General features: G+C 58.4%; 18 protein-coding genes and 1 pseudogene. 17 read left to right on the top strand and 2 right to left on the bottom strand.

The genetic code is table 11. The features are described from left to right. Positions 1–365: 365 nt before the first annotated feature. Positions 366–1,052: a DUF2931 family protein gene (locus tag VD17_RS11280; RefSeq protein WP_046053881.1), complete on the bottom strand. Its 687-nt coding sequence runs from the start codon at positions 1,050–1,052 to the stop codon at positions 366–368. Next, positions 1,045–4,475: pseudogene (gene tssI, locus VD17_RS11275) on the bottom strand (type VI secretion system tip protein TssI/VgrG). The gene VD17_RS11280 and the pseudogene tssI overlap by 8 nt, the downstream one beginning before the upstream one ends. Before the next feature lie 676 nt (positions 4,476–5,151). Here tssI and tssA point away from each other — a divergent pair. From tssA to icmH, 17 genes are all read left to right on the top strand, one after another. Then, complete coding sequence (gene tssA, locus VD17_RS11270; protein WP_046053880.1) at positions 5,152–6,708, top strand: type VI secretion system protein TssA; 1,557 nt, start codon at positions 5,152–5,154, stop codon at positions 6,706–6,708. A gap of 32 nt (positions 6,709–6,740) precedes the next feature. After that, positions 6,741–7,244 carry a type VI secretion system contractile sheath small subunit gene (gene tssB, locus VD17_RS11265; RefSeq protein ID WP_008150078.1) on the top strand — a complete coding sequence of 168 codons (504 nt, stop codon included), beginning with the start codon at positions 6,741–6,743 and terminating at the stop codon, positions 7,242–7,244. Between the two features lie 28 nt (positions 7,245–7,272). Continuing rightward, positions 7,273–8,748: a type VI secretion system contractile sheath large subunit gene (gene tssC / locus VD17_RS11260; RefSeq protein WP_046053879.1), complete on the top strand. Its 1,476-nt coding sequence runs from the start codon at positions 7,273–7,275 to the stop codon at positions 8,746–8,748. Positions 8,749–8,761: 13 nt separating this feature from the next. Further along, positions 8,762–9,169: a type VI secretion system baseplate subunit TssE gene (gene tssE, locus VD17_RS11255; protein ID WP_008150080.1), complete on the top strand. Its 408-nt coding sequence runs from the start codon at positions 8,762–8,764 to the stop codon at positions 9,167–9,169. 10 nt (positions 9,170–9,179) lie between these two features. Beyond that, positions 9,180–9,686 carry a PAAR domain-containing protein gene (locus tag VD17_RS11250; protein ID WP_046053878.1) on the top strand — a complete coding sequence of 169 codons (507 nt, stop codon included), beginning with the start codon at positions 9,180–9,182 and terminating at the stop codon, positions 9,684–9,686. A 3-nt stretch (positions 9,687–9,689) separates the two neighbouring features. Then, positions 9,690–10,595, top strand: coding sequence for a hypothetical protein (locus tag VD17_RS31215; protein ID WP_052962690.1), 906 nt, complete (start codon positions 9,690–9,692; stop codon positions 10,593–10,595). Continuing rightward, positions 10,596–10,889 (top strand): hypothetical protein, encoded by a 294-nt coding sequence (locus VD17_RS32165; RefSeq protein WP_185753133.1) that lies wholly within the window; start codon positions 10,596–10,598, stop codon positions 10,887–10,889. Positions 10,890–10,974: 85 nt separating this feature from the next. Beyond that, entirely contained in the window at positions 10,975–11,343 is a 369-nt protein-coding gene (locus VD17_RS11240) for a hypothetical protein (protein WP_052962689.1), read from the top strand. 24 nt (positions 11,344–11,367) lie between these two features. Further along, positions 11,368–13,155, top strand: a complete 1,788-nt coding sequence (gene tssF / locus VD17_RS11235) for a type VI secretion system baseplate subunit TssF (RefSeq protein ID WP_046053877.1) — start codon at positions 11,368–11,370, stop codon at positions 13,153–13,155. Next, positions 13,119–14,126, top strand: a complete 1,008-nt coding sequence (tssG, locus tag VD17_RS11230; protein WP_046053876.1) for a type VI secretion system baseplate subunit TssG — start codon at positions 13,119–13,121, stop codon at positions 14,124–14,126. The genes tssF and tssG overlap by 37 nt, the downstream gene beginning before the upstream one ends. Before the next feature lie 13 nt (positions 14,127–14,139). Continuing rightward, entirely contained in the window at positions 14,140–16,794 is a 2,655-nt protein-coding gene (gene tssH / locus VD17_RS11225) for a type VI secretion system ATPase TssH (RefSeq protein ID WP_046053875.1), read from the top strand. 10 nt (positions 16,795–16,804) lie between these two features. After that, on the top strand, positions 16,805–18,325 hold the full coding sequence (locus VD17_RS11220) for a sigma-54 interaction domain-containing protein (RefSeq protein ID WP_046053874.1): 1,521 nt from the start codon (positions 16,805–16,807) through the stop codon (positions 18,323–18,325). Between the two features lie 93 nt (positions 18,326–18,418). Then, complete coding sequence (locus VD17_RS11215; protein WP_007894589.1) at positions 18,419–18,559, top strand: hypothetical protein; 141 nt, start codon at positions 18,419–18,421, stop codon at positions 18,557–18,559. A gap of 17 nt (positions 18,560–18,576) precedes the next feature. After that, entirely contained in the window at positions 18,577–19,773 is a 1,197-nt protein-coding gene (gene tagH, locus VD17_RS11210) for a type VI secretion system-associated FHA domain protein TagH (RefSeq protein WP_046053873.1), read from the top strand. A gap of 5 nt (positions 19,774–19,778) precedes the next feature. Next, positions 19,779–20,279: a type VI secretion system lipoprotein TssJ gene (gene tssJ / locus VD17_RS11205; protein WP_046053872.1), complete on the top strand. Its 501-nt coding sequence runs from the start codon at positions 19,779–19,781 to the stop codon at positions 20,277–20,279. Positions 20,280–20,281: 2 nt separating this feature from the next. Beyond that, positions 20,282–21,613: a type VI secretion system baseplate subunit TssK gene (gene tssK / locus VD17_RS11200; protein ID WP_046053871.1), complete on the top strand. Its 1,332-nt coding sequence runs from the start codon at positions 20,282–20,284 to the stop codon at positions 21,611–21,613. Between the two features lie 5 nt (positions 21,614–21,618). After that, positions 21,619–22,494: a type IVB secretion system protein IcmH/DotU gene (icmH, locus tag VD17_RS11195; protein WP_046053870.1), complete on the top strand. Its 876-nt coding sequence runs from the start codon at positions 21,619–21,621 to the stop codon at positions 22,492–22,494. Positions 22,495–22,505 lie beyond the last annotated feature (11 nt).

The raw sequence follows: 22,505 nt of genomic DNA, 5'->3' as shown, positions 1-22,505 counted from the left end.
ATGCTGACAACACTTCGCCGACTAAACGAAGGGGTGGCAGCTGTACGCAGGTTAGTCGGACCGGGGAATTGAAGAAGCCGGCGCACCCGAAGGTGCCCTACGCACAGCCACCATCAAATGCAGGTAGGAAATACCTGTCTGACAGAAGCTTGTGCAACTTCAATTACCAGCGAGCGACTAAACCCGATCACTGATGGGCAGTGACGAGAATCAAGTTACCGACCGCCCCCAAGGCGCACAAGCCGGCGGATTCTGGCGTAGCCGTAGGCAACGGCGCAAGGAGTTGTAGCTTTCACGACGTTACCTAAAAGGCTTTTAAACAAGCACTCTCAGGCGATGTTTAATCATTGCGGTCTTGGCACGCCTCACCAACTTCCATAGGGGATTCCGAACTTTTCGATATAGGCTTTGGACTCTTCTGAAAGCGGCCGATGTTTTCCATTGGACGTGCCCCCGTAGGGGCCTTTGGAACTGATCGTGCCTTGGACTCGGGTGACCTCCGTCGCCGAGAGGCAAGGGCCCTTTACCCAGACTTTGGCGATACCTCCAGGGGCCAAGCCAACCACAAGCAGTTGTCGATAGTCCGTTATGACCTTGCCGTCAAATGCGCAAAATACGTCCTCGCGTTTACGCATTAACTGTCTGACTGATTCAGTAATCTCGATGTAGGCTTCATAGGTCTGTGGTTCGGCCATGGACTGCCAGCGCACATAGACCAAACGAGGCAGGTCAGCGCCAGTCACATACCGACCCTTTCCTCCTGGATTCTCTCGCCATCCCGCTGGTTTTCCTCTCAGCTCAGACGGTATGCCTTTGCTCATTGCGCGTGGATACCCCATAGCCGGTATACCGCTGCCCGCGCGAAGGAACACGCGCTCATTGATATCAACGACACTGACCGTTTCGATCCAGACTTCCATATAGTCAGGCGAAAAAAAATCAAGGCTCCACGCGTCATAAGGTAGTGATCTGCTCTCGACAGAGGCACATCCTCCCAATAACGCGAATAGCAGCGCAAAGCCGGTCTTAAGCATGTATGAGCGCTTACGCATTAGGATGCACCACGCGTTTATAGTTTTCGGCGGGTCGATTGATAAACACGATGTTCAGATCGCTGTTGTTCCAGCCTTTGGCAGCATTCCAGTTGGCAGACAGATGGATGTAGCGGCGGTAGAGCAGTTCCTCTTCGTCGAAGCTCAGGCTCGTGCGGCGAGTGTCGCCTAACGCATAAGCCATCAGTTTTTCGGCAATCGATTTCAGCTCTGTCGGTAATGCGTACGTTTGATCCTCTTCGTCAATAACCTTAAACGGGACGTCGTGCCTGGCCCCCAACTCGCGCATGATTCTCAGGTAAATCAACGCCAGATCGTTGCGCACAGTCCGCTCGCTGTGGACCGCTGCATAGACATTTTTCGATTTGGATCTGTCGCCTTTTGCGTTGCCAGTCATCTCCACCGCCCAGGTTTTCACCTTCAGTGTTAGCCCATACAGATTGAGTTGATCCTGAAGGCGACCTAGCTCTTGCTGAGCCCAACGATAGGCGGTTGACGCTGTGGAAGGCTCGTAAAGTTCCATGTCGCGGCTGCAGCGCGGCTTGCTAAGCAGAACTCTTTCAATGAAGTTTGGTATATACCCGCCACCCAAGTCGGAGTGGACGCCGGGCAGCTCGATATCAGTAGCGCCGGCGCTGTTGAGTGAGAAGTTATGGCGGCGCTCGTCCCGCGCCACCAAATGCACGACCTTTTTTGCCACATCGGGCGCTAGATACAAGTTAACACCGGGGTTGTTGGCGTCGTGGACGCTAAAGTCACCGTCAGTGATGCTGCCTACTGCGGCAGCGGTGTCGAAGATGCCGATAAAGTTGATAGAGACATCCGTATTGGCGCACCAGTTAAAGCCCTCAACAAAACCGGGAGCATCTGTCAGGGTCGAAGCCAGAATACTTTGGTTGCCCTTCATGACTTCATTTGCGAAGTGCCGAGCCGCGGCGGCTCCTCGACTGAAGCCAAAAACATCGAGCTCCACTCGCTCAATTTTCCTTTCCGGGTTGCTCTGCTGAAACTCCCGAAGCTTTTGTCTTATGAGCGAGGGACTTTGCCCAACTCTCGCCAGCACGCCGTAGGCGCCTGCGCCGGTCGCCAGTGAAAAACGTGAATCCCCTTCACCACTGCTCGTACCGATGCCATCCAGATAAACGGGGATGAAACCTATGGTTTCGTCATCAGCCAATAACCGCTTACTGTCATCGGTGTACAGGTCATACAGCTTCGCCACATTACTCGTGTCATTCCCAAAACTGTTATCCGGCGTGTTCCCCTGAACGTCATACCCATGCGCCTGACAAAACCGCGGAATATCCTCAGCCTCCTCCACCAGATTTACATCCCGCGCATAACACCCGGCAACCATTTCACTGTTGGATCGGTTATTCCCAGTGCCATCAAAAAACACCCCGATCCGCAAAGTAATCCCTTCTTCTTCGACTTCTTCCTCCTCTTCCTCCAGCTCATCCGATTCATTCTCTTTCGATGGCGCAGGCTCAGGCGCGACGGATACCAACAGGCCTGCCGCTGCCCCCTGAAGCAATGTATGTGCGGCCGTGCCGGGCGCAGGAGAACCGCCGACCTCAATCGCGCTACTACTGAAAATACCGTCGGAGTTGAGCACGATGTGTTGATCGCCGACCTTTATGGAAAGGCTCTCACCTGCATCTATCACAAGGTGTGCGCCGGCCTTGATGTGCACGTGCTGACCGGCTTCGATAACCAGCGTTTCATCGGCTCTGGTGTGGCTGTCGCCAGAGACATGCAGGTAGTCGTTACCGCTTACCTGGATTTTTCGATCCGACGTGATAGTGAGGTGCTCTTCAGATCCCAGCACCGTAATACGGTCACCCTTGATGGTGACTCGACTCTCATTACCCACCTCAATCCGGCTGTCGTTCCCGACCTTCTGTTCCATATCCCGCTGAGCACGCAGGTGGACCAACTCATCGCCAGCGCGATCGTCCATCGACAATTCGTTATAGCCACCCGTAGTGGGAGAGCTGTGGGTACGAAGTACAGTTTTGGTTTTGTTTTCGGGCAATGGGTAGGCCGGTGGCGTGACCTTGTTGATCAGGCAACCAGTGATCAGCGGGTAGTCAGGATTGCCTTCAAGGTAGGTGACGAGGACTTCCATCCCGATGCGCGGAATGATCACTGTGCCAAAGTTGTCCCCCGCCCAACTGGACGCTACCCGCAGCCAGCAACTGCTGTTTTCAGTGTTGCGTTGAGACCGGTCCCAGTGAAATTTGACTTTGACGCGCCCGAATTCATCGCAGTAAATCTCTTCACCGACAGGCCCGGTGACGCGGGCGGTCTGGCAATTCAGCATGGGTCTTGGTGCAGGCATCGGTGCCCGATAAAACACATCCCAGGGAATCGCGCTGAAGCTATTTCGGTAGCCCTGAGTAAAGCCGTCCTCTGTTTCGGTCGCGCTGGTGACTGACTCTTCGAGCACTTGTGGCTGCTTTCCAAAGTGGGTGACGCTGAGCTGAGCGGCAGCCATAGATCGTTGAGCGTTTCGTGTGGGCATCTCGTCAGGCCGAAAAAATGGCCGCAGCGCAGCGTCGGCTGGTCGCTTTTTCCCTCCGCCAACTGATAATCGACCCGGTGCCGCTCCAGTGCCTGCTGGGCCAGTTGGTTACCGCGTTTTTCGCTCTCCAATGGTAGCGGGTAGCTATAGTCTTCCAGCTTGGGGTCGAACTCAGCGGTAAAGCGACTTTCCAGCAATGCGTTTGGGCGTTTCAGGTCGTAGTCACGGCGGGTAACGATGCTGGGGCGGGTTTTGAAACCCATGGAAAACTGGCTGACGACCGGATGTTCCGCCACCATGCCCGCGTCTTGCTGATAAGGGGTTTCGCCCAATTTGGGGAAGTATGTCTGGTCATCGGTAAACACCAGCGCATGGCCTTCCGGGGAATGCTGGTGATGCCACGTAATGCCATCTTCGGCGCAGAGCCGCAGGACGAACTCCAAATCATTTTCCCGGTATTGAGTGCAGTATTCGCGCGGGGGACTTGTTTTGACGTGGAAGGTAAATGCATCGGCCTGAATGCCGTGCCCCTTGAGGACCTGGGCGATGATTTGCGGCACCGTCTGACCTTGGAAAATTCTCTGATCCTGGCTGAACTGCAAGTAATGCAGTGCCGGCACCAGGTTCACGCGATAGCGGGTCAGGCGCTTACCGACATCGCCCACGGACACCCCTGCGATATGGCCATGAATACCTTCGCCATGATGGCCAAATTGCAGAAATGCAGGATGGTGAAGCAGGGTCTCCAGATCGATATCCGGGTACTCGCTGACCAGATCGACGTTGATTGAGTACAACGCGCTGATGGTTTCAGTGCCTTCAAAGGCCAGCACTTTAAAATCGTTGCGAACCGTCGGGATCACAAGGGTGAAGTGGGCAGCATTGGCCGGTGCGAACATGCGCTTATCCCTTTGCTTCTTTAGCTCGTCCTTAAGCTGAGAGAGAAAAAATCGCGACGCCCGAGTCGTGCCTGGCCCGAGCAGATCGCCAAAATCCCGTGCACGCTAACAAGGCATCCAAAGTATTGATGTAGGAGGGATCTTGAATCCCGGCATGAAATTTCCGCGATACCGAAAGTTCCATTTTGGAACTTTGCTTGAAATATAAAGTGCTATCACAATGATGGCACTTTTCTTATTGGCTGTTGTCACGCGTCGTTTTATTCATTGATATCGGTAACATTTCGGAATGCTCCTACATTCATAATTTTGTATTTTTGGCATGCTTCACCCCCGAGTCAGGGAGTGAACGCGCAATGAATACGGCAAAAATCGTGGGGGATGAAAGGGACGGCTCTACGTCAATGGTTTCAGGCCGACAGACTGAGCAATTAAATATTAAAACGACCTCGGGGAATCCCTTGCTACATATAGGGTGATCTCCTACGGGTGATAAACACACTTCGTCTTATTGTTTAATCAGATGCTTGCTAGTGGCCATCATCGTGAGTACGATGCGCCCACTTTGTAAGAGCACGATCTCAATTGGATGAGACTCATCGCAGCTCTTTGATTCTGTCTCACGCCGTTGGAACTCCAATGGGCGTATGACCGTAATCCAAACTAAAGGCCATGGATGTCCTACTCAAGCAAACTTTCTGCTCATTACCTCGACCTCGCAAAAGCCTCTGTTTCCAAAGAGAATTTCGCGGGCGAGGATGTTCGCTTTTCGAGCGAATATGAGGCGCTGGAAAGCGAGCTGGGCAAAGCCCAATCCATGCACGAAAGCGGTCAGATCGACTGGCTGAAAATCCGCGAAAACAGCGAAAGCCTCCTGCGCACCCAGTCCAAGGATTTGCGGGTTGGCGCCTGGCTGACCTGGGCGCTGTACCAGCGCGAATCCTTTCAAGGGCTGCTGGCCGGCCTCGGTTTGTTGCACTACCTGTGCGAAAGCCACTGGGCTGAAGTGCACCCGAACAAGGCCCGCACCCGCTCCGCTGCCATCAGTTGGTTGGTACCGCGTCTTGAGCAGGTGCTGACCGAAAACGTCGCGATCAAAGAGCAGTTGCCGATGTTCCGGCGGCTGGTCGAACACCTTGAAGGTCTCGATGCCGCTTGCACCGGGCACTTGGGCGACGATGCGCCGTTGCTGCTGCCGATCTCCCGCCGCCTGAAGAACATGGTCCAGCGTGCCGCCGACAATCAGCCGGAACCTGGCGTCGTCGGCGCGGCGGTGGCGCAGGTCAAACAAGCCGCCACGCAACTGTTCACCCCCGGCGCACCGATCGACAACGAAAAAGAAGCCCATAAAGCCCTGCGCGCCCAGCAGGAAAGCGCGCGGCCGCTGTGTGCCTGGTGGCTCAAGCAGAAAGCCACCGACCTGCGCGCCTTGCGCCTCAATCGCACACTGTTGTGGCTGCCCATCGACGCGGTGCCCGAGCGCAATGCCGAGCAGATCACCGTTCTGCGCGGGTTGCCAGCCGACAAGCTCAAGGCCTACCAGGACCGTTACGACCAGGCCAAATACGCCGATCTGCTGGTGGAACTGGAGGCGAGCCTGGCGAAGGCGCCGTTCTGGTTCGATGGCCAGCGAATGGTTTGGGAGTGCCTCCAGGGGCTCAACGCCGAGATGGCTATGCGCGAAGTGGAAATCCACTTCGCGCTTTTGATTCAGCGCCTGCCCGGCATCATCGAATTGCGTTTCCATGACGGCGCCCCGTTTGCTGATCCGGCCACCCGCGCCTGGGTCAGCGCCCACGTCATGCCGCACCTGCAAAGCGCCAGTGCACCGCGCAAAGTTGAAGTCGCCGACAGCCAGCCGGCCTGGGAAGTAGCCCTGGAAGAAGTCTTGCCGATCCTGCGCAAGGACGGCCTCAAGGCCGCCGTGCAGATCCTCAAACAAGGCTTGCAAAGCGCCCACGGCGGACGCGTCCGATTCTTCTGGCAGTTCGCCCTCGCGCGGCTGTGCTTCATGGCCAAGAAATACGAACTGGCCAAGACCCAACTCGAAACCCTCGATCAAACATTACAGGACTCAGGCCTGAACGCCTGGGAGCCCGATCTTGCGCTGGAAGTGCTGCATTTACTGCATAGCTGCTGCGAGTTGTTACCGCAGAACCATGCCGTACGTGAACGCAAGGAAGAGATTTATCGCAGGCTGTGCCACCTCGATCTCGAAGTGGTACTCGAATAGGCCCCAGGGCCACAACCGCAAGGAGAATAGCCATGGCCAAAGAAGGCTCGGTAGCCCCCAAGGAACGCATCAACGTCACTTTCAAACCTGCCACCGGTGGTGCTCAGGAAGAAATTGAACTGCCGTTGAAACTACTGGCAATCGGTGACTACACCCACCGCAAGGACGAACGCAAAGTCGAAGATCGCAAGCCGATCAGCATCGACAAGATGACCTTCGACGAAGTGCTGGCCAAGCAAGAGTTGACCCTGACGTTGAACGTGCCGAACCGCCTTCAGGAAGAGGGCAGCACTGAAGAGCTGGGCGTGCAACTGCGCGTCAACTCGATGAAGGACTTCAACCCGGCCAGCCTGGTCGAGCAAGTGCCTGAGCTGAAAAAACTGATGGAACTGCGCGACGCGCTGGTGGCCCTCAAAGGTCCGCTGGGTAACGCGCCTGCGTTCCGCAAAGCCATCGAAGGCGTTCTCGCCGACGACGAATCCCGCGGTCGCGTACTGGGTGAGCTGGGCTTGAACGCCGCAGCCCAGGACGCCTGAGTCTCCATCAGCCAAGGAAGCCAACACCATGAGCACTAGCGCAGCACAGCAAAAGAGCAAAGAGAACGGCGAATACAGCATTCTCGACAGCATCATCGCCGAAACCCGCCTGACGCCGGACGACGAAGCCTACGACATCGCCAAACGCGGTGTGTCGGCCTTCATCGAAGAGCTGCTCAAGCCGCAGAACAACGGTGAGCCGGTCAAGAAGGCCATGGTTGACCGCATGATCGCCGAGATCGATGCCAAACTCAGCCGCCAGATGGACGAGATCCTGCACCACCCGGCGTTCCAGTCCCTGGAATCGTCGTGGCGTGGTCTGCAGTTGCTGGTCGACCGCACCAACTTCCGCGAAAACATCAAGATCGAAATCCTCAACGTCTCCAAGGACGATCTGCTGGACGATTTCGAAGATTCGCCGGAAGTGATGCAGTCGGGCCTGTACAAGCACATCTACACCGCTGAATACGGTCAGTTCGGTGGTCAGCCGGTTGGCGCGATCATCGCCAACTACTTCATGTCCCCAAGCTCGCCGGACGTGAAACTGATGCAGTACGTGTCCAGCGTAGCCTGCATGTCCCACGCTCCGTTCATCGCGGCGGCCGGCCCGAAATTCTTCGGCCTGGAAAGCTTCACCGGTCTGCCGGACCTGAAGGATCTGAAAGATCACTTCGAAGGCCCGCAATTCGCCAAATGGCAGAGCTTCCGCCAGTCGGAAGACTCCCGTTACGTTGGCCTGACCGTGCCGCGTTTCCTGCTGCGTAACCCGTACGACCCGGAAGAAAACCCGGTCAAATCGTTCGTGTACAAAGAAACCGTCGCCAACAGCCACGAGCACTACCTGTGGGGCAACACGGCCTATGCGTTCGGCACCAAGCTGACCGACAGCTTCGCCAAATTCCGCTGGTGCCCGAACATCATCGGCCCGCAGAGCGGTGGCGCGGTTGAAGACCTGCCGTTGCACCATTTCGAAAGCATGGGCGAAATCGAAACCAAGATTCCTACCGAGGTTCTGGTTAGCGACCGTCGTGAATACGAACTGGCCGAGGAAGGCTTCATCTCCCTGACCATGCGCAAAGGCTCCGACAACGCGGCGTTCTTCTCCGCAAGCTCGGTGCAGAAGCCGAAGTTCTTCGGCATCAGCGCAGAAGGCAAGGCAGCAGAGCTGAACTACAAGCTCGGCACCCAACTGCCGTACATGATGATCGTCAACCGCCTGGCTCACTACTTGAAAGTGCTGCAGCGCGAGCAACTCGGTTCGTGGAAAGAACGTACCGACCTCGAGCTGGAACTCAACAAGTGGATCCGCCAGTACGTGGCCGACCAGGAAAACCCAAGCGCCGAAGTGCGTGGCCGTCGTCCACTGCGCGCTGCCCAGATCATCGTCAGCGATGTTGAAGGCGAGCCTGGCTGGTACCGCGTCAGCCTGAACGTGCGCCCGCACTTCAAGTACATGGGTGCCGATTTCACCCTGTCGCTGGTTGGCAAGCTGGACAAAGAGTAAGCGGAGCTAACTCATGACTGGATATGGCAGCCTTTTCGAACGCCTGGGTGGCGACGCGGACAAACGCGTCGGCTGGAGCCGCGAGGTCTCCGCCATGGCGTCCGTGGCTGCCCATCTGGCCAAGATGCTCAGCACCCGTGCGGGCAGCGTGCAAACGCTGTCCGATTACGGGCTACCCGATCTCAATGACATGCGTCTGAGCCTGCACGACTCCCTGAGTCAGGCCCGTCTGGCCATCGAAAATTTCATCGAAGCCTACGAGCCACGCCTGAGCAATGTGCGTGTCATTTCCCTGCCGCGTGACCACGATCAGCTTCGCCTGTCCTTCAGCATCGAAGGCTTGCTGGAAGTTGATGGATTCAAGCGTCAGGTCAGTTTCGCCGCGCGCCTGGATGGCAGCGGTCAAGTGAAGGTCAACTAAGGAGACTCCGATGTCCGGCAAACCCGCAGCCCGCGTATCCGACCCCACCGCTTGCCCGCTCCCCGGCCACGGCACCAACCCGATCGCCGCCGGTTCCGGCGACGTATTTTTCGACGGCCTCCCGGCCGCCCGCCAAGGCGATGCCTCGGCGTGTGGTGGTGCGATGGTCGGCGGGTTGTCGGGGACCGTTTTGATTAACGGCAAACCAGCGGCAACGGTGGATTCCGTCGGGACTCATGGCAACAAGGTTACGGCGGGTTCCGGGACCGTGATTATCGGGAATTCGCATTCGGCGGTGCCGTTTGTGGCGCCGTTGCCTTTGATTTTTCCTGGATTTGATGAGCAGTTTGCTCTGACAGATGAAGCTGGTATGCCCATTGCCAATCGTAGATATCTGCTCGTTCGCCAAGACGGTGCGCAGGAAGAGGGTGTTACTAATGAAAAAGGTTTCACTCACCGACTAGCTCGTCACGAAAGTGCAGAGCAAGTTGAAATCTATGTTGCAAAAGGAGATTGATAGATGGGCGCGGATGTCATCAATACTTCAAGTGGTGCTTTTACAAAAGTCGCTGCGATGCAAAGTACACCGACTAAGGATCTGACGCCTAAACCGATTGTTGTTGAACAAGGGCTGACGGTATTTTTGGGCGGCGCCGGGATGATTGGTGCTTATAACGCGGATATGGTGGCTGCATTCAAAGAGGCTGGAATTTCAAATACTGTTTATGGGAACTATTCCTCTCTAATAACTGGGTGGGATAAGCATGTGCCCGACTTGGTTGACATGCTTAGTGATGCTGCGTCTGTGGTGCTCTATAATCAAGACGAAAGTGATCCGGTTGTATTTGAGTATGGTGAAATTCAAAAGTGCAAGTATGGTGGTGAATATATAGAGAAGAAGTATCTCTATGGTTTGATCACTATCAAAAGTAATAGCGTAGTGGAATGTACACCGACAAGCGATATGTTGGCGATCAAGATAGGGCGGGATATTTCAAAAATTAAGGCCACGGAGTTTCCGTTGAGCGCACTGGAAATCACTAAGCCAATTCCCAAGATCGGACAATTCAATATTGTGGGCTACTCTTGGGGCAGTGTGGTCGCAGCCCGCACCGCCATGCATTACGCCCGTGCGGGTTCTAAAATCGACCACCTTGTCCTCATCGGAGCCCCAATTAATAAAAGTCTGAAAGAAGCTGTGAGTAACCATCCAAACATTGGTAGCGCAATAATCATCGACTTGAAGGATAAGGGTGATCCTATTTTCGCAGGCATGACTGATAAGGAACTAGTCGACTCGGCTCTTGAACTGGGCAGGCAAATGCCTACGGCGGAAGGGCACTTTTACTATTCCGGCGATAGTGCAGACGGGAAGGTAAGGCGTCGAGAGCTTGCCAAGCTTCTCTATTTAAAGGGACTGCGCTAAGTGTTTCGTTATTTGTATTCTTTTGTGGCGGCTGGTTTGCTGCTGATGTCGTGTACCGACCCGAAAACTAAATGGTCAATAGCCGGGGTTGATGTTTATGGAAGCTTATTTGTTCTCTGTATGGTTCTTTATATTCCGATGATGGCGTTTTCTTTTTACTATTTTGTAAAGGCGCTAATAAATTTCTTCAAATATAAAAGTTCGCGTGATGGTTTTTCATTCTTGGCTTTCTCTGTTGTAGGTGTTGTTGCTCTTTACAGTTTTAATCACTGGGTGTTCAGTGAGATTTACTAACGATTCGGCGCACAGCAGTCGTAAAAGCGAATGCTGTGCTAATTCAATTTTTTTCAGAGTAGCGCTCTGGTCTCCTGTCCTGGTGATGTTGGCTTTGACACTGGTCGAGCAGGGCACCGGATACGCGGCGGTTCTGGACTGGCAACAAATGCTGTTGATCTACGTCCTCTCATTCGGAATCCCGGCCTATATCGCCTTTGCCCTGTGGGCAACGCGAGTACTGAAAGGAAAAACCGAACAGCAAATTTTAAGAAGTGTGTGGCGCGCACCGCTGACGTTCATCCCTTTTTACGCCGCCCCTTGGGTCATTTATGGATTGGCCCATGTGTTTTTGGGGAGCCTCGCCGGGTTCCCGATGATGTTTGGCTGGCTGGCTTTTCTGCCGTACCTACTCATCGCAGGCTACGTGGTTGCCGGTCTGACGGTCGCGCTTTACAGGACGTTTTATTCATGAGATTCAATACCAGGCAGGTAACCCGTGTCGTTTAACCACTACTACCAAAGCGAACTCACCGCACTTCGCCAGTTAGGCCGTCGATTCGCCGAGCGTAGCCCGGCGTTGGCGCCTTTCCTCGGGCAGGCCGGGCGGGATCCGGACGTGGAGCGGTTGCTGGAAGGCTTTGCGTTCCTGACCGGCCGCCTGCGCCAGAAGCTCGATGACGAGTTGCCGGAGCTCAGCCACTCGCTGATGCACCTGCTGTGGCCCAACTACATGCGGCCGCTGCCGGCGTTCAGCATTTTGCAGTTCGATCCGTTGAAGCGATCGGGACCTGCGTTGATGGTCGAGCGCGACACGCCGGTTGAGAGTGTGCCAATCGATGACGTACGTTGCCGCTTTCGCACCTGCTACCCGACCGAAGTTCTGCCGCTGGATCTGGCCGCACTGACCTACTCGGTAAAGGGCGACGGTTCGCTGTTGAGCCTGCGTCTGGAGATGAGCGCTGACGGTCACCTCGGTGAGCTGGAGCTGAGTCGTCTGCGTCTGCACTTCGCTGGTGAGCGCTACATCAGCCAGATGCTCTACCTGAGCCTGTTGCGCAACCTGGAAGGCATCGAGCTGATCCCGCTGGACGGCGCCGGCAAGCCAATCAATGGCGTCAACGGCACACCGATGGCGTTCAAGATGCCCGGCGACCGTGTGCAGCCGGTGGGTTTTGCCGAAGAAGAGGCGTTGATCCCGTATCCGCTGAACACCTTCCGTGGCTACCGCTACTTGCAGGAATATTTCGCCTTCCAGGACAAATTCCTGTTCGTCGATATCAACGGCCTGGACCTGCTCAAGGCCCTGCCGGAAGACACGCTCAAGCAGATGCGCGGTCTGGAATTGCGCTTCGATATTCGCAAGAGCGGCATCCAGCGCCTGCGTCCGACGCTGGACAACGTGAAGCTCTACTGCACGCCGATCGTCAACCTGTTCAAGCACGATGCACTGCCGATCCGCCTCGACGGCAAGCAGGACGAATATCTGCTGCTGCCAGCCGAATACGACCTGCAAAACTGCGGCGTGTTCTCGGTGGAAACCGTCACGGGATGGAAGCCCGGCGGCCTTGGTTATCAGGAGTACGTGCCGTTCGAATCGTTCGAGCACGACCCGAGTTTCGACGTGCCCAACAGCCGTCCGCACTACAGCATTCGCCAGCGTTCGTCCTCGTTGCACGACGGCCTCGACACTTACCTGAGCTTCGGCATTCGCCACACCGAAGCCCACGAAACCCTGTCGATCGAGCTGATGTGCACCAACCAGAACCTGCCGCGCAAGCTCAAGCTCGGCGACATCTGCATGGCCTGCGAAGAGACGCCGGAGTTCCTCAGTTTTCGCAACATCACCCCGGCCACGCCCAGTTATGCGCCGCCGCTGAACCGTGACTTCCTCTGGAAGCTGATCAGCAACATGTCGCTTAACTATCTGTCGCTGGCCGACGTCAATGCGTTGAAGGTGATTCTCGAAACCTACGACCTGCCGCGCTACTACGACCAACACGCTGAAAAAGTCAGCAAGCGCCTGTTGGGCGGGCTCAAGTCGATCAAACACCAACACGTCGACCGCTTGCACCGAGGGTTGCCGGTACGCGGGTTGCGCACCGAGCTGACCATCGACCCGGAAGGGTATATCGGCGAGGGCGACCTGTTCGTTTTCGCCTCGGTTCTTAACGAGTTTTTCGCGCTTTACGCCAGTCTCAATTCGTACCACGAGCTACGGGTAAAAAGCACACAGGGAGAGGTGTACCAATGGACACCACGTATGGGTCTGCAACCCCTGCTTTAAGCGGGCTGACCCGGGTAATACGCGAGTACTCGCTGTTTCAGGCCGTGCTGCTGGTGGTAGACCGGCTGCGCGAGGCGCACCCGTACTTGAGCGAAGACGATCTGTATGACCAGCTGGAATTCCAGGCCAATCCGAGCCTGGGTTTCCCCGGCAGTGACGTCGATCGCGTGGAGTTTTTCGAAGAGCACGGGCAGATGCGCGCGCGTCTGCGTTTCAACCTGATCGGCCTGGTCGGTTCCGGTTCGCCACTGCCGGCGTTCTACGGCGAACAGGCCCTGGGCGATAGCGAAGACGGCAACCCGACCCGCCTCTTCCTCGACCTGTTTCACCATCGCCTGCAACGGCTGATGCTGCCGATCTGGAAAAAATACCGCTACCGCGCAAGCTTCCAGAGCGGCGCCCTCGACCCGTTTTCGTCGCAGCTGTTTGCGTTGATCGGCCTCGGTGGCGAAGAGATCCGCAGGGCCCAGGAGCTGAACTGGAAACGCCTGCTGCCGTACCTCGGCTTGCTCAGCTTGCGGGCGCACTCGGCGGCGTTGATCGAAGCGGTGCTGCGTTACTACTTCAAACACGCCGAACTGACCATCGAGCAGTGCATCGAGCGCCGCGTCGAAATCCTCGACGAGCAGCGCAATCGCTTGGGTCGCGCCAACAGCCTGCTGGGCGAAGACCTGGTGCTGGGCGAACACGTGCGCGACCGCAGCGGCAAATTCCGCATTCACATCCGCGAACTCGACTGGCAACGCTTCCACGAATTCCTGCCGATCGGTTTCGGCTACCAGCCGCTCTGCGCGCTGGTGCGGTTCACCCTGCGTGACCCGCTCGATTACGACATTCGCCTGGTGTTGCGCCAGGAAGAAATCCGCGAACTGCGCATCGGTGAGCAGAACGCCTGTCGCCTGGGATGGACCAGTTGGCTGGGCCGCGAAAAAGCGGACGGCGTGGTGACCCTGGGCAGCAAAATTCATTAAGGACAGATGACCAATGATCAACGTAGACCTGCAACAACTTATCCAGGCGCTGGACGCCGAAACCCGTCGTGACCTGGAAAGTTCGGCCGAACGCTGCGTCGCCCGTGGCGGCAGCAAGATCCTCGTCGAAGACTTGTTGCTCGGCCTGCTGGAGCGCCCGCAAGGCTTGCTCGCACGCGCGCTGCAAGACGCCGAAGTGGATGCCGGTGAACTGAGCGCCGCGTTGCAATCGCGGGTTGAGCACAGCGCTTCGCGCAACCCGGTGTTTGCCCCGGAACTGGTGCAGTGGCTGCAAGACGCGTTACTGGTGGCCAACCTTGAACTGGGCCAAAGCCAGGTCGAGCAAGCCGCGTTGATCCTCGCACTGTTGCGCAACCCGATGCGCTACGCCGGCAGCCGCTACCAGTCATTGCTGGCCAAGCTGAACATCGAGCGCCTGAAAGAATTCGCCCTGTCGCAGAAAGAACAACCGGCCACCGGCAAACCTGCCGTGCCGGGCGAATCGCTGCTGCAGCGCTTCACCCACAACCTGACCCAACAGGCCCGCGACGGCAAACTCGACCCGGTGTTGTGCCGCGATGGCGCGATCCGTCAGATGGTCGACATCCTCGCCCGTCGCCGCAAAAACAACCCGATTGTGGTCGGTGAAGCCGGCGTCGGTAAAACCGCCATCGTCGAGGGTCTGGCCTCGCGCATCGCGGCCGGTGAAGTGCCGCAAGTCTTGAAAGGCGTTGAATTGCTGTCGCTGGACATGGGCCTGTTGCAGGCCGGCGCCAGTGTCAAAGGTGAATTCGAACGTCGCCTCAAAGGCGTGATCGACGAAGTCAAAGCCTCGCCGAAACCCATCATCCTGTTCATCGACGAAGCTCACACACTGATCGGCGCGGGCGGTAATGCCGGTGGTTCCGACGCGGCCAACCTGCTCAAGCCAGCATTGGCCCGTGGTGAGTTGCGCACCATCGCCGCCACCACCTGGGCGGAGTACAAGAAGTACTTCGAAAAAGACCCGGCCCTGGCCCGTCGTTTCCAACCGGTGCAACTGCACGAACCGACCGTCAGCGAAGCGGTGACCATCCTCCGTGGCCTGGCTCAGGTTTATGAGAAGAGCCATGGCATTTACCTGCGCGACGACGCGGTGGTTGCAGCGGCCGAGTTGTCCGCTCGTTACCTCGCGGGTCGTCAGCTGCCGGACAAGGCCGTCGACGTGCTCGACACTGCCTGCGCCCGCGTACGCATCAGCCTCGCCGCTGCCCCGGAAAGCCTTGAACGCCTGCGGGGTGAACTGGCTGAAGGTGGCCGTCAGCGTCAGGCCCTGCGCCGTGATGCCGAGGCCGGTCTGCTGATCGATCACGAAGCGCTGGACGCTTTGGAAGATCGCCTGGCTGCCGCCGATGATGAAAGGGTCGCGCTGGAAACCCTCTGGATCGAGCAGAAAGAACTGGCCGAGCGCCTGCTGGACCTGCGTCAGCAACTGGCCAAAGCCCGCGAAGCTGCCGCCGTCGAGCCCACCGTTACGGTTGAGGACGACGCCGAAGGCACCGTGATCGAAACGCTCGAAGCCCCTGTGGACGAAGCGCAAAGCGTCGCGTCCCTGGAAGCTGCGCTGAACGAAACCCACCGCGCCCTGACTGAGCTTCAGGTCAAAGAACGTCTGGTGAGTTTTGAAGTCTGCCCGCGTCTGGTCGCCGAAGTGATCAGCGCCTGGACCGGCGTGCCCCTGGCGCAACTGGCCCGCGAACACAACGCCAAGGTCGCGAGCTTCGCCACCGACTTGCGTACCCGCATCCGTGGTCAGGAACAAGCCGTTCACGCACTGGACCGCTCGATGCGCGCCACCGCTGCCGGCCTGAACAAACCTGATGCACCGGTTGGCGTATTCCTGCTGGTCGGCCCGAGCGGCGTCGGCAAAACCGAAACTGCACTGGCCCTGGCGGACTTGCTGTACGGCGGTGATCGTTTCATCACCACCATCAACATGTCCGAGTTCCAGGAGAAGCACACCGTCTCGCGCCTGATCGGTGCGCCGCCGGGCTACGTCGGTTATGGCGAGGGCGGCATGCTCACCGAAGCCGTGCGCCAGAAACCGTACTCGGTGGTGCTGCTCGATGAAGTCGAGAAAGCCGACCCGGACGTGCTCAACCTGTTCTACCAAATCTTCGACAAAGGCGTGGCCAACGACGGCGAAGGGCGCGAGATCGATTTCCGCAACACGCTGATCCTGATGACTTCGAATCTGGGCAGCGACCGCATCGCCGAGCTCTGTGAAAACGGCGCGCGTCCGTCGGCCGAAGTACTCGAAGAAACCATCCGCCCGGTGCTGAGCAAACACTTCAAGCCGGCGCTGCTGGCGCGCATGCGCGTCGTGCCTTACTACCCGGTGGGCGGCCCGGTGCTGCGCGAGCTGATCGAAATCAAACTCGGCCGTTTGGGCGAGCGCCTGAACCGTCGTCAGCTGGATTTCACTTACTCGCAAGACCTCGTCGATCACTTGGCCGAACGCTGCACCCAAAGCGACAGCGGCGCGCGCCTGATCGACCATTTGCTGGACCTGCACGTGCTGCCGCTGGTGGCTGACCGCTTGCTCGATGCGATGGCCACGGGCGAAAGCCTCAAGCGTGTCCACGCGACGCTCGACGGCAACGCCAGCGTGACGTGCGAGTTCGCCTGAGGTGGGTGTGATGTTCACTCAAGTGCCGCAGCCATTGGTCTATGCCGAAGCCTTGCTGGCGCAATTCGCCAGCCTGTCGCGCGCGGCGGACGGTGCTGCGCTGCTGGGTGACTTCGTGCGCGGCTTGGCCGAACTCAGCGGTTGCGAGTTGACGCAGCTGTACCTGCTGGATGCGACTCACACGTGCCTGGGGATGAACGCCGAATGCCTGAACGGTATCCTGCAACCCCGTGAATCGGCGAGCCTGCCGGCGGATTACAACGGTGAGCAACTGCTGCAGTTCGCCCTGTGCCAGAACCGCGTGGTGTGCCTCAGCGAGCTGAGCGGCAGCCTGCACGAAACCAGTTTCCTGCCGCCTCAGGCCATGCCTTGGCAGTCGCTGTTGTGTGTGCCGCTGGTCAATCAGCAGAAAGCCGTCGAAGGCTTGCTGCTGTGCGCCAGTCGCCGGCACGTCGACCTGCAAGGCTTTGCCGATTCCCTCGGGCAGCTCGGTTCGTTCGTGCTCGGCCAACTGCATTTGCTGCAACGTCTGCGTCAGCCAACCGGTGATGCGCGGCCGGCGAAGGCCAGCGTCCCGAGCGCCAGCGGTTACGGTTTGATCGGCAAGAGTTCGGCCATGCGCCAGACCTATTCGCTGATCAGCAAAGTCCTGCACAGCCCGTATACCGTGCTGCTGCGCGGCGAAACCGGCACCGGCAAGGAAGTGGTGGCGCGGGCCATTCACGACTGCGGGCCGCGCCGTTCCCAGGCGTTCATCGTGCAGAACTGCGCGGCGTTCCCCGAGAACCTGTTGGAAAGCGAACTGTTCGGCTACCGCAAAGGTGCGTTCACCGGTGCTGATCGCGACCGTGCCGGGCTGTTCGATGCGGCCAACGGCGGCACTTTGCTGCTCGATGAAATCGGCGACATGCCGTTGTCCTTGCAAGCCAAGCTGTTGCGGGTCCTGCAGGAGGGCGAGATTCGTCCACTGGGTTCCAACGACACCCACAAGATCGACGTGCGCATCATCGCCGCGACGCACCGGGATTTGTCGGTGCTGGTCAGCGAAGGCAAATTCCGCGAGGACTTGTACTACCGCCTTGCGCAATTCCCGATCGAGTTGCCGGCCCTGCGTCAGCGCGAAGGCGACATCCTCGACCTGGCCCGGCACTTCGCCGACAAGGCGTGCTCGTTCTTGCAGCGCGATGCCGTGTGCTGGTCCGATGCGGCGCTGGATCACCTGTCCGGTTACACCTTTCCCGGCAACGTGCGTGAACTCAAAGGGCTGGTCGAACGCGCGGTGCTGTTGTGCGAGGGCGGCGAGTTACTGGCCGAGCATTTCTCTCTGCGCATGGAAGCCATGCCGGAAGACAGCAGCGGCCTGAACCTGCGTGAACGCCTGGAGCAGGTCGAACGCAGTCTGCTGCTCGATTGCCTGCGCAAAAACGACGGCAACCAGACCCTCGCCGCCCGCGAACTCGGGCTGCCACGCCGCACGCTGCTGTACCGCCTCGGGCGCCTGAATATCAATTTGGGTGATTTCGATGGGTAGGCAAAAGACCTTCGATTTCACCTCATCCGCTTCTAACAGCGCCGCCCAAACGGGTCGGCGCTTTGTACTTTGTCTACCCCTGGAGACCCTCTGATGCCTGTTCGTCACTGGCAAGCCGTCCTGCTGACCCTCGTCGTTCTATGCGGCCTCGGCGGCTGTAGCGGCAATTACAAATACAACGACAACACCTATCGCCCATTGGGTGATCCGCAGGCGGTCAATCGCGGCAAGTGACCGCAAGGAGTATCACCATGGAACTGGTTTTCGAAATGCTGAACACCAAGCAGTTCGTGCCCACGGATTTGTGCCAGAAGACCTTCAAACAGGCCGGTGGCGTGATCGGTCGGGGCGAGGATTGCGACTGGATCATCCCGGACCGCAAGCGTCACCTGTCCAACCATCACGCGTTGATCAGCTACCGCGAAGGCACGTTTTTCCTGACCGATACCAGCAGCAACGGTATTCAGGACAGCGAAAGCGGCGCGCGCCTGCGCAAGGGCGAAGCGATGCGCATCGAGCACGGCAGCGTCTACGTGCTGGGTGACTTCGAGATCCGTGCGCGGCTGGTGCGCGACCCGGCGACCTTCGACGTTGAAGTCGGCCGTCCGCAAGTGGCAGGCAGCATCATTCCGGACGATGCGTTTCTCGATCTCGACCCGCTCAATGCCCTCGATCAGCAAGAGCGTGTGTACTCGGAAATCGACGAGCTGATCTCGCCGAGCACGACCATCGAGGACACCCGTCAGCGCGCCGACTATGCGCGCATCGACATGGAAAGCCTGATGGTGCCGGAGCTGATCAACGCTCCCGCAGAGCCAGCCCCCGCGCCACCGCCCAAAGCGGTCGAGCGTCAGAGTGAAGGTTTCTGGGAGCACTTCGGTGCGGCGCTGGGCGTGGACCTCAAAGGCCTCGACCACGATGCTCGCGAAGCCCTGGCGCTGAACGCTGCACGCCTGCTCAAGCAAAGCGTCGGCGGTTTGCAGCAGAGCCTGCGCACTCGCAGTGAATTGAAAAACGAGCTGCGTCTGGCCCAGACCACCGTGCAAGGCACCCAAAAGAACCCGCTGAAATTTGCTGTCGATGCCGGCGAAGCGTTAGGCATTTTGTTGCAGCCGAACAAGCCGGGTCAGTTGCCGGCTGAGCAAGCAATCTCCCGTGCGTTCCGCGATTTGCAGGCACACCAAGTGGCGTTGCTGACCGCCAGCCGCGCTGCCGTTCGCGGCACGCTGGAGCACTTCTCGCCACAGCAATTGACCCTGCGTTTCGAGCGCGACAACAAGCCGTTGCTCGCCACGTCCGGCAGTCGCTGGAGAGCTTACGGTCGTTATCACCAGGCCCTGCGTCAGGACGATGACTGGAGCGAGCGCCTGCTGGCCCGCGACTTCGCTCAGGCCTACGAAGAACAGATCCGCCTGATTTCCACCCTTCACACCGACCACCAAGGATGATGCGCATGTCTCGCTGCTCGACCGCTTTTTTCAAGACGCTGACGGCATTCGCGGCCCTGGTGCTGCTGGCCGGCTGCTCGTCGCTGTCGCCGTACTCCCATGTCACCAAGCTCAACCTGAAACTCACCGCCAGCGATCAGCTGAACCCGGACCTCAACGGGCGTCCATCGCCGATCGTTGTGCGTCTGTTCGAGCTTAAACATCCGGTGACGTTCGAGAACGCAGACTTCTTCAGCCTGTACGAGCGCGCCAAGGAATCCCTGGCCCCGGACCTGGTGGCTAGCGAAGAAATTGAACTGCGTCCAGGTGAAACCGTGGAGATGAAACTCAGCGTGGAGGAGGGCAGTCGCTACGTCGGTATCCTCGCCGCCTACCGCGATCTGCCGGAAACCAAATGGCGCTACACGGTGCAAGTCACCCCGGTGGAAGTCACCGACGCTGATTTGACCCTCGACCAGGCCGGTATTCGCAACAGCACCGAAACGCTCGCCAAGGCGGATGACTGATCATGAATTCCCATAAAGTGATTTGGCAGGAAGGCATGCTGCTGCGTCCGCAGCACTTCCAGCACAACGATCGCTACTACGACCACCAGATGAAGACCCGCACGCAGTTGCTGGGCAGCTACACCTGGGGCTTCCTGAATCTGGACATCGACTTGCAGTTCCTCAACATGGGCAAACTGGTGATCAGCCAGGCCTCGGGGATTCTGCCGGACGGTAGCCTGTTCGAACTTGGCGGCAACACCGAACCGTTGGCGCTCGATGTGCCGCCGAACACCGGTCACACGCCGATCTACCTGGCGCTGCCGCTGGTCACGGGCAACCACATCGAGTCGCGCCGTCCGGAGCAATCCGACGTGCTGGCGCGTTATACCGCGTACGAAGCGGAAGTCGCCGACTCCAACGCCGGCGACGATTCCGCCAGCCAGGTCAGCTGCGGCCGGCCGGACTTCAAACTGTTGCTCGGCGAGCAGCAGAGCGACCAGGCCTACGTGAAGCTGAAGATCTGCGAAGTGCTCGACACCACGCCCGACGGCGTGATCAGCCTCGACCCGGACTTCGTCCCGACCTACATTCAGGCGCATTCGTCCAGCTACCTGCTGTCGTGCTTGAAAGAAGTGATCAGCATGCTCGGCCACCGGGGCGACACCATCGCCGAGCGCATCCGCTCGAACGGCAAAGTCGGTGGCGCGGAAGTCGGCGACTTCATGATGCTGCAACTGATCAACCGCACCGAACTGCTGCTGCGCCACTACCTCGGCCTGGAGCAGGTTCACCCGGAAGAGTTGTACCGCACGCTGCTGACCATGCTCGGTGATCTGGCGACGTTTTCCAGCGACAGCAAACGCCCGCGCCTGGACAGCCGTTACCAACACAGCGACCAGGGCGCGAGCTTCCGCAAACTGATGGAAGCGATTCGTCAGGTGCTGTCGATGGTGCTCGAACAGCACGCCATCGAACTGGTCCTGCAAGCGCGCCAGTACGGGATCATCGTCTCGCCGTTGCACGACCACAAACTGCTGGGCTCGGCCTCGTTCGTGCTCGCTGCCAGTGCCAACTGTGATTCTGAAGAACTGCGCCATCGCTTGCCGGCGCACCTCAAGGTCGGCCCGGTTGAGCGCATTCGCCAACTGGTCAACCTGCATCTGCCCGGCATCAAGGTCAAACCGTTGCCGGTGGCCCCGCGGCAGATCGCGTTCCACTCCAACAAAACCTATTTCATTCTCGAACTCAGTTCCGAAGACCTGGCACAACTCGAGCGCTCCGGCGGCTTCGCGTTCCACGTGTCCGGCGAATTTGCCGAGCTTGAACTGAAATTCTGGGCCATCAGGAACTGACCGACATGATCAAGGACATGGAACACAACCAGGACGATAAAACCGTCCTGCTCGACCGCCAGGGCCACGGCCCGGCGCAGAGTCCGCTGACAGATTTCGCTGCACCGCCACGTTTTGAACAGCTCGAAGAACGGATGATCTACGCCGCACGTTTGCGCCCGGCCGAATCCTTCAACATCAGCCTCAACTCCTTGGTGGCCGCAGCGTCCGACCTGTTGTCGGAAGTGGTGCGACTCAAGCACAGCGACACCCGCGAAGACATGTACGCGCTCAACGAGCGACTGACCGCCGGGCTGAAACTGTTTGAAGTGCGGGCGCTGCACAACGGCGCCGAAAGCAGCCAGGTGATGGCCGCGCGCTACGTGCTCTGCACCGTGGTCGACGAAGCCGTCGTGACCACGCCGTGGGGCAACGAAAGCGAATGGTCGCAGATGAGCCTGCTCAGCAGCTTCCACAACGAAACCTTCGGCGGCGAGAAGTTCTTCCAGCTGCTGGATCGCCTGTCGAAAAACCCGGTCAAGCACCTGCCGATGCTGGAGCTGATGTACCTGTGCCTGTCGCTGGGCTTCGAGGGCAAATACCGGGTGCAAGCCCGCGGCATGCTCGAACTCGAAGGCATCCGCGACGCCTTGTATCGCCAGATTCGTCAGTTGCGCGGCGACGTGCCTCGCGAACTGTCGCCCCATTGGGAAGGCTTGAACGATCAGCGCCGCAGCCTGGTGCGCATCGTGCCGGCGTGGATGGTGGTGCTGTTCACCGTGGTTTGCCTGGTGGTGATGTATTCGGGCTTCGCCTGGGTACTGGGCGAGCAACGCGAAACCGTTCTGCAACCTTATCAGCAGCTAGATCCGGCCGCGGTCCAGCCGCAGTCGCAGCCGTAAACAGGGACGTG

The sequence above is a fragment of the Pseudomonas fluorescens genome, from assembly GCF_000968015.1.
In the GTDB taxonomy this organism is placed as follows: Bacteria; Pseudomonadota; Gammaproteobacteria; order Pseudomonadales; family Pseudomonadaceae; genus Aquipseudomonas; species Aquipseudomonas fluorescens_W.
This window is presented reverse-complemented; position numbering and strand designations above follow the sequence as displayed.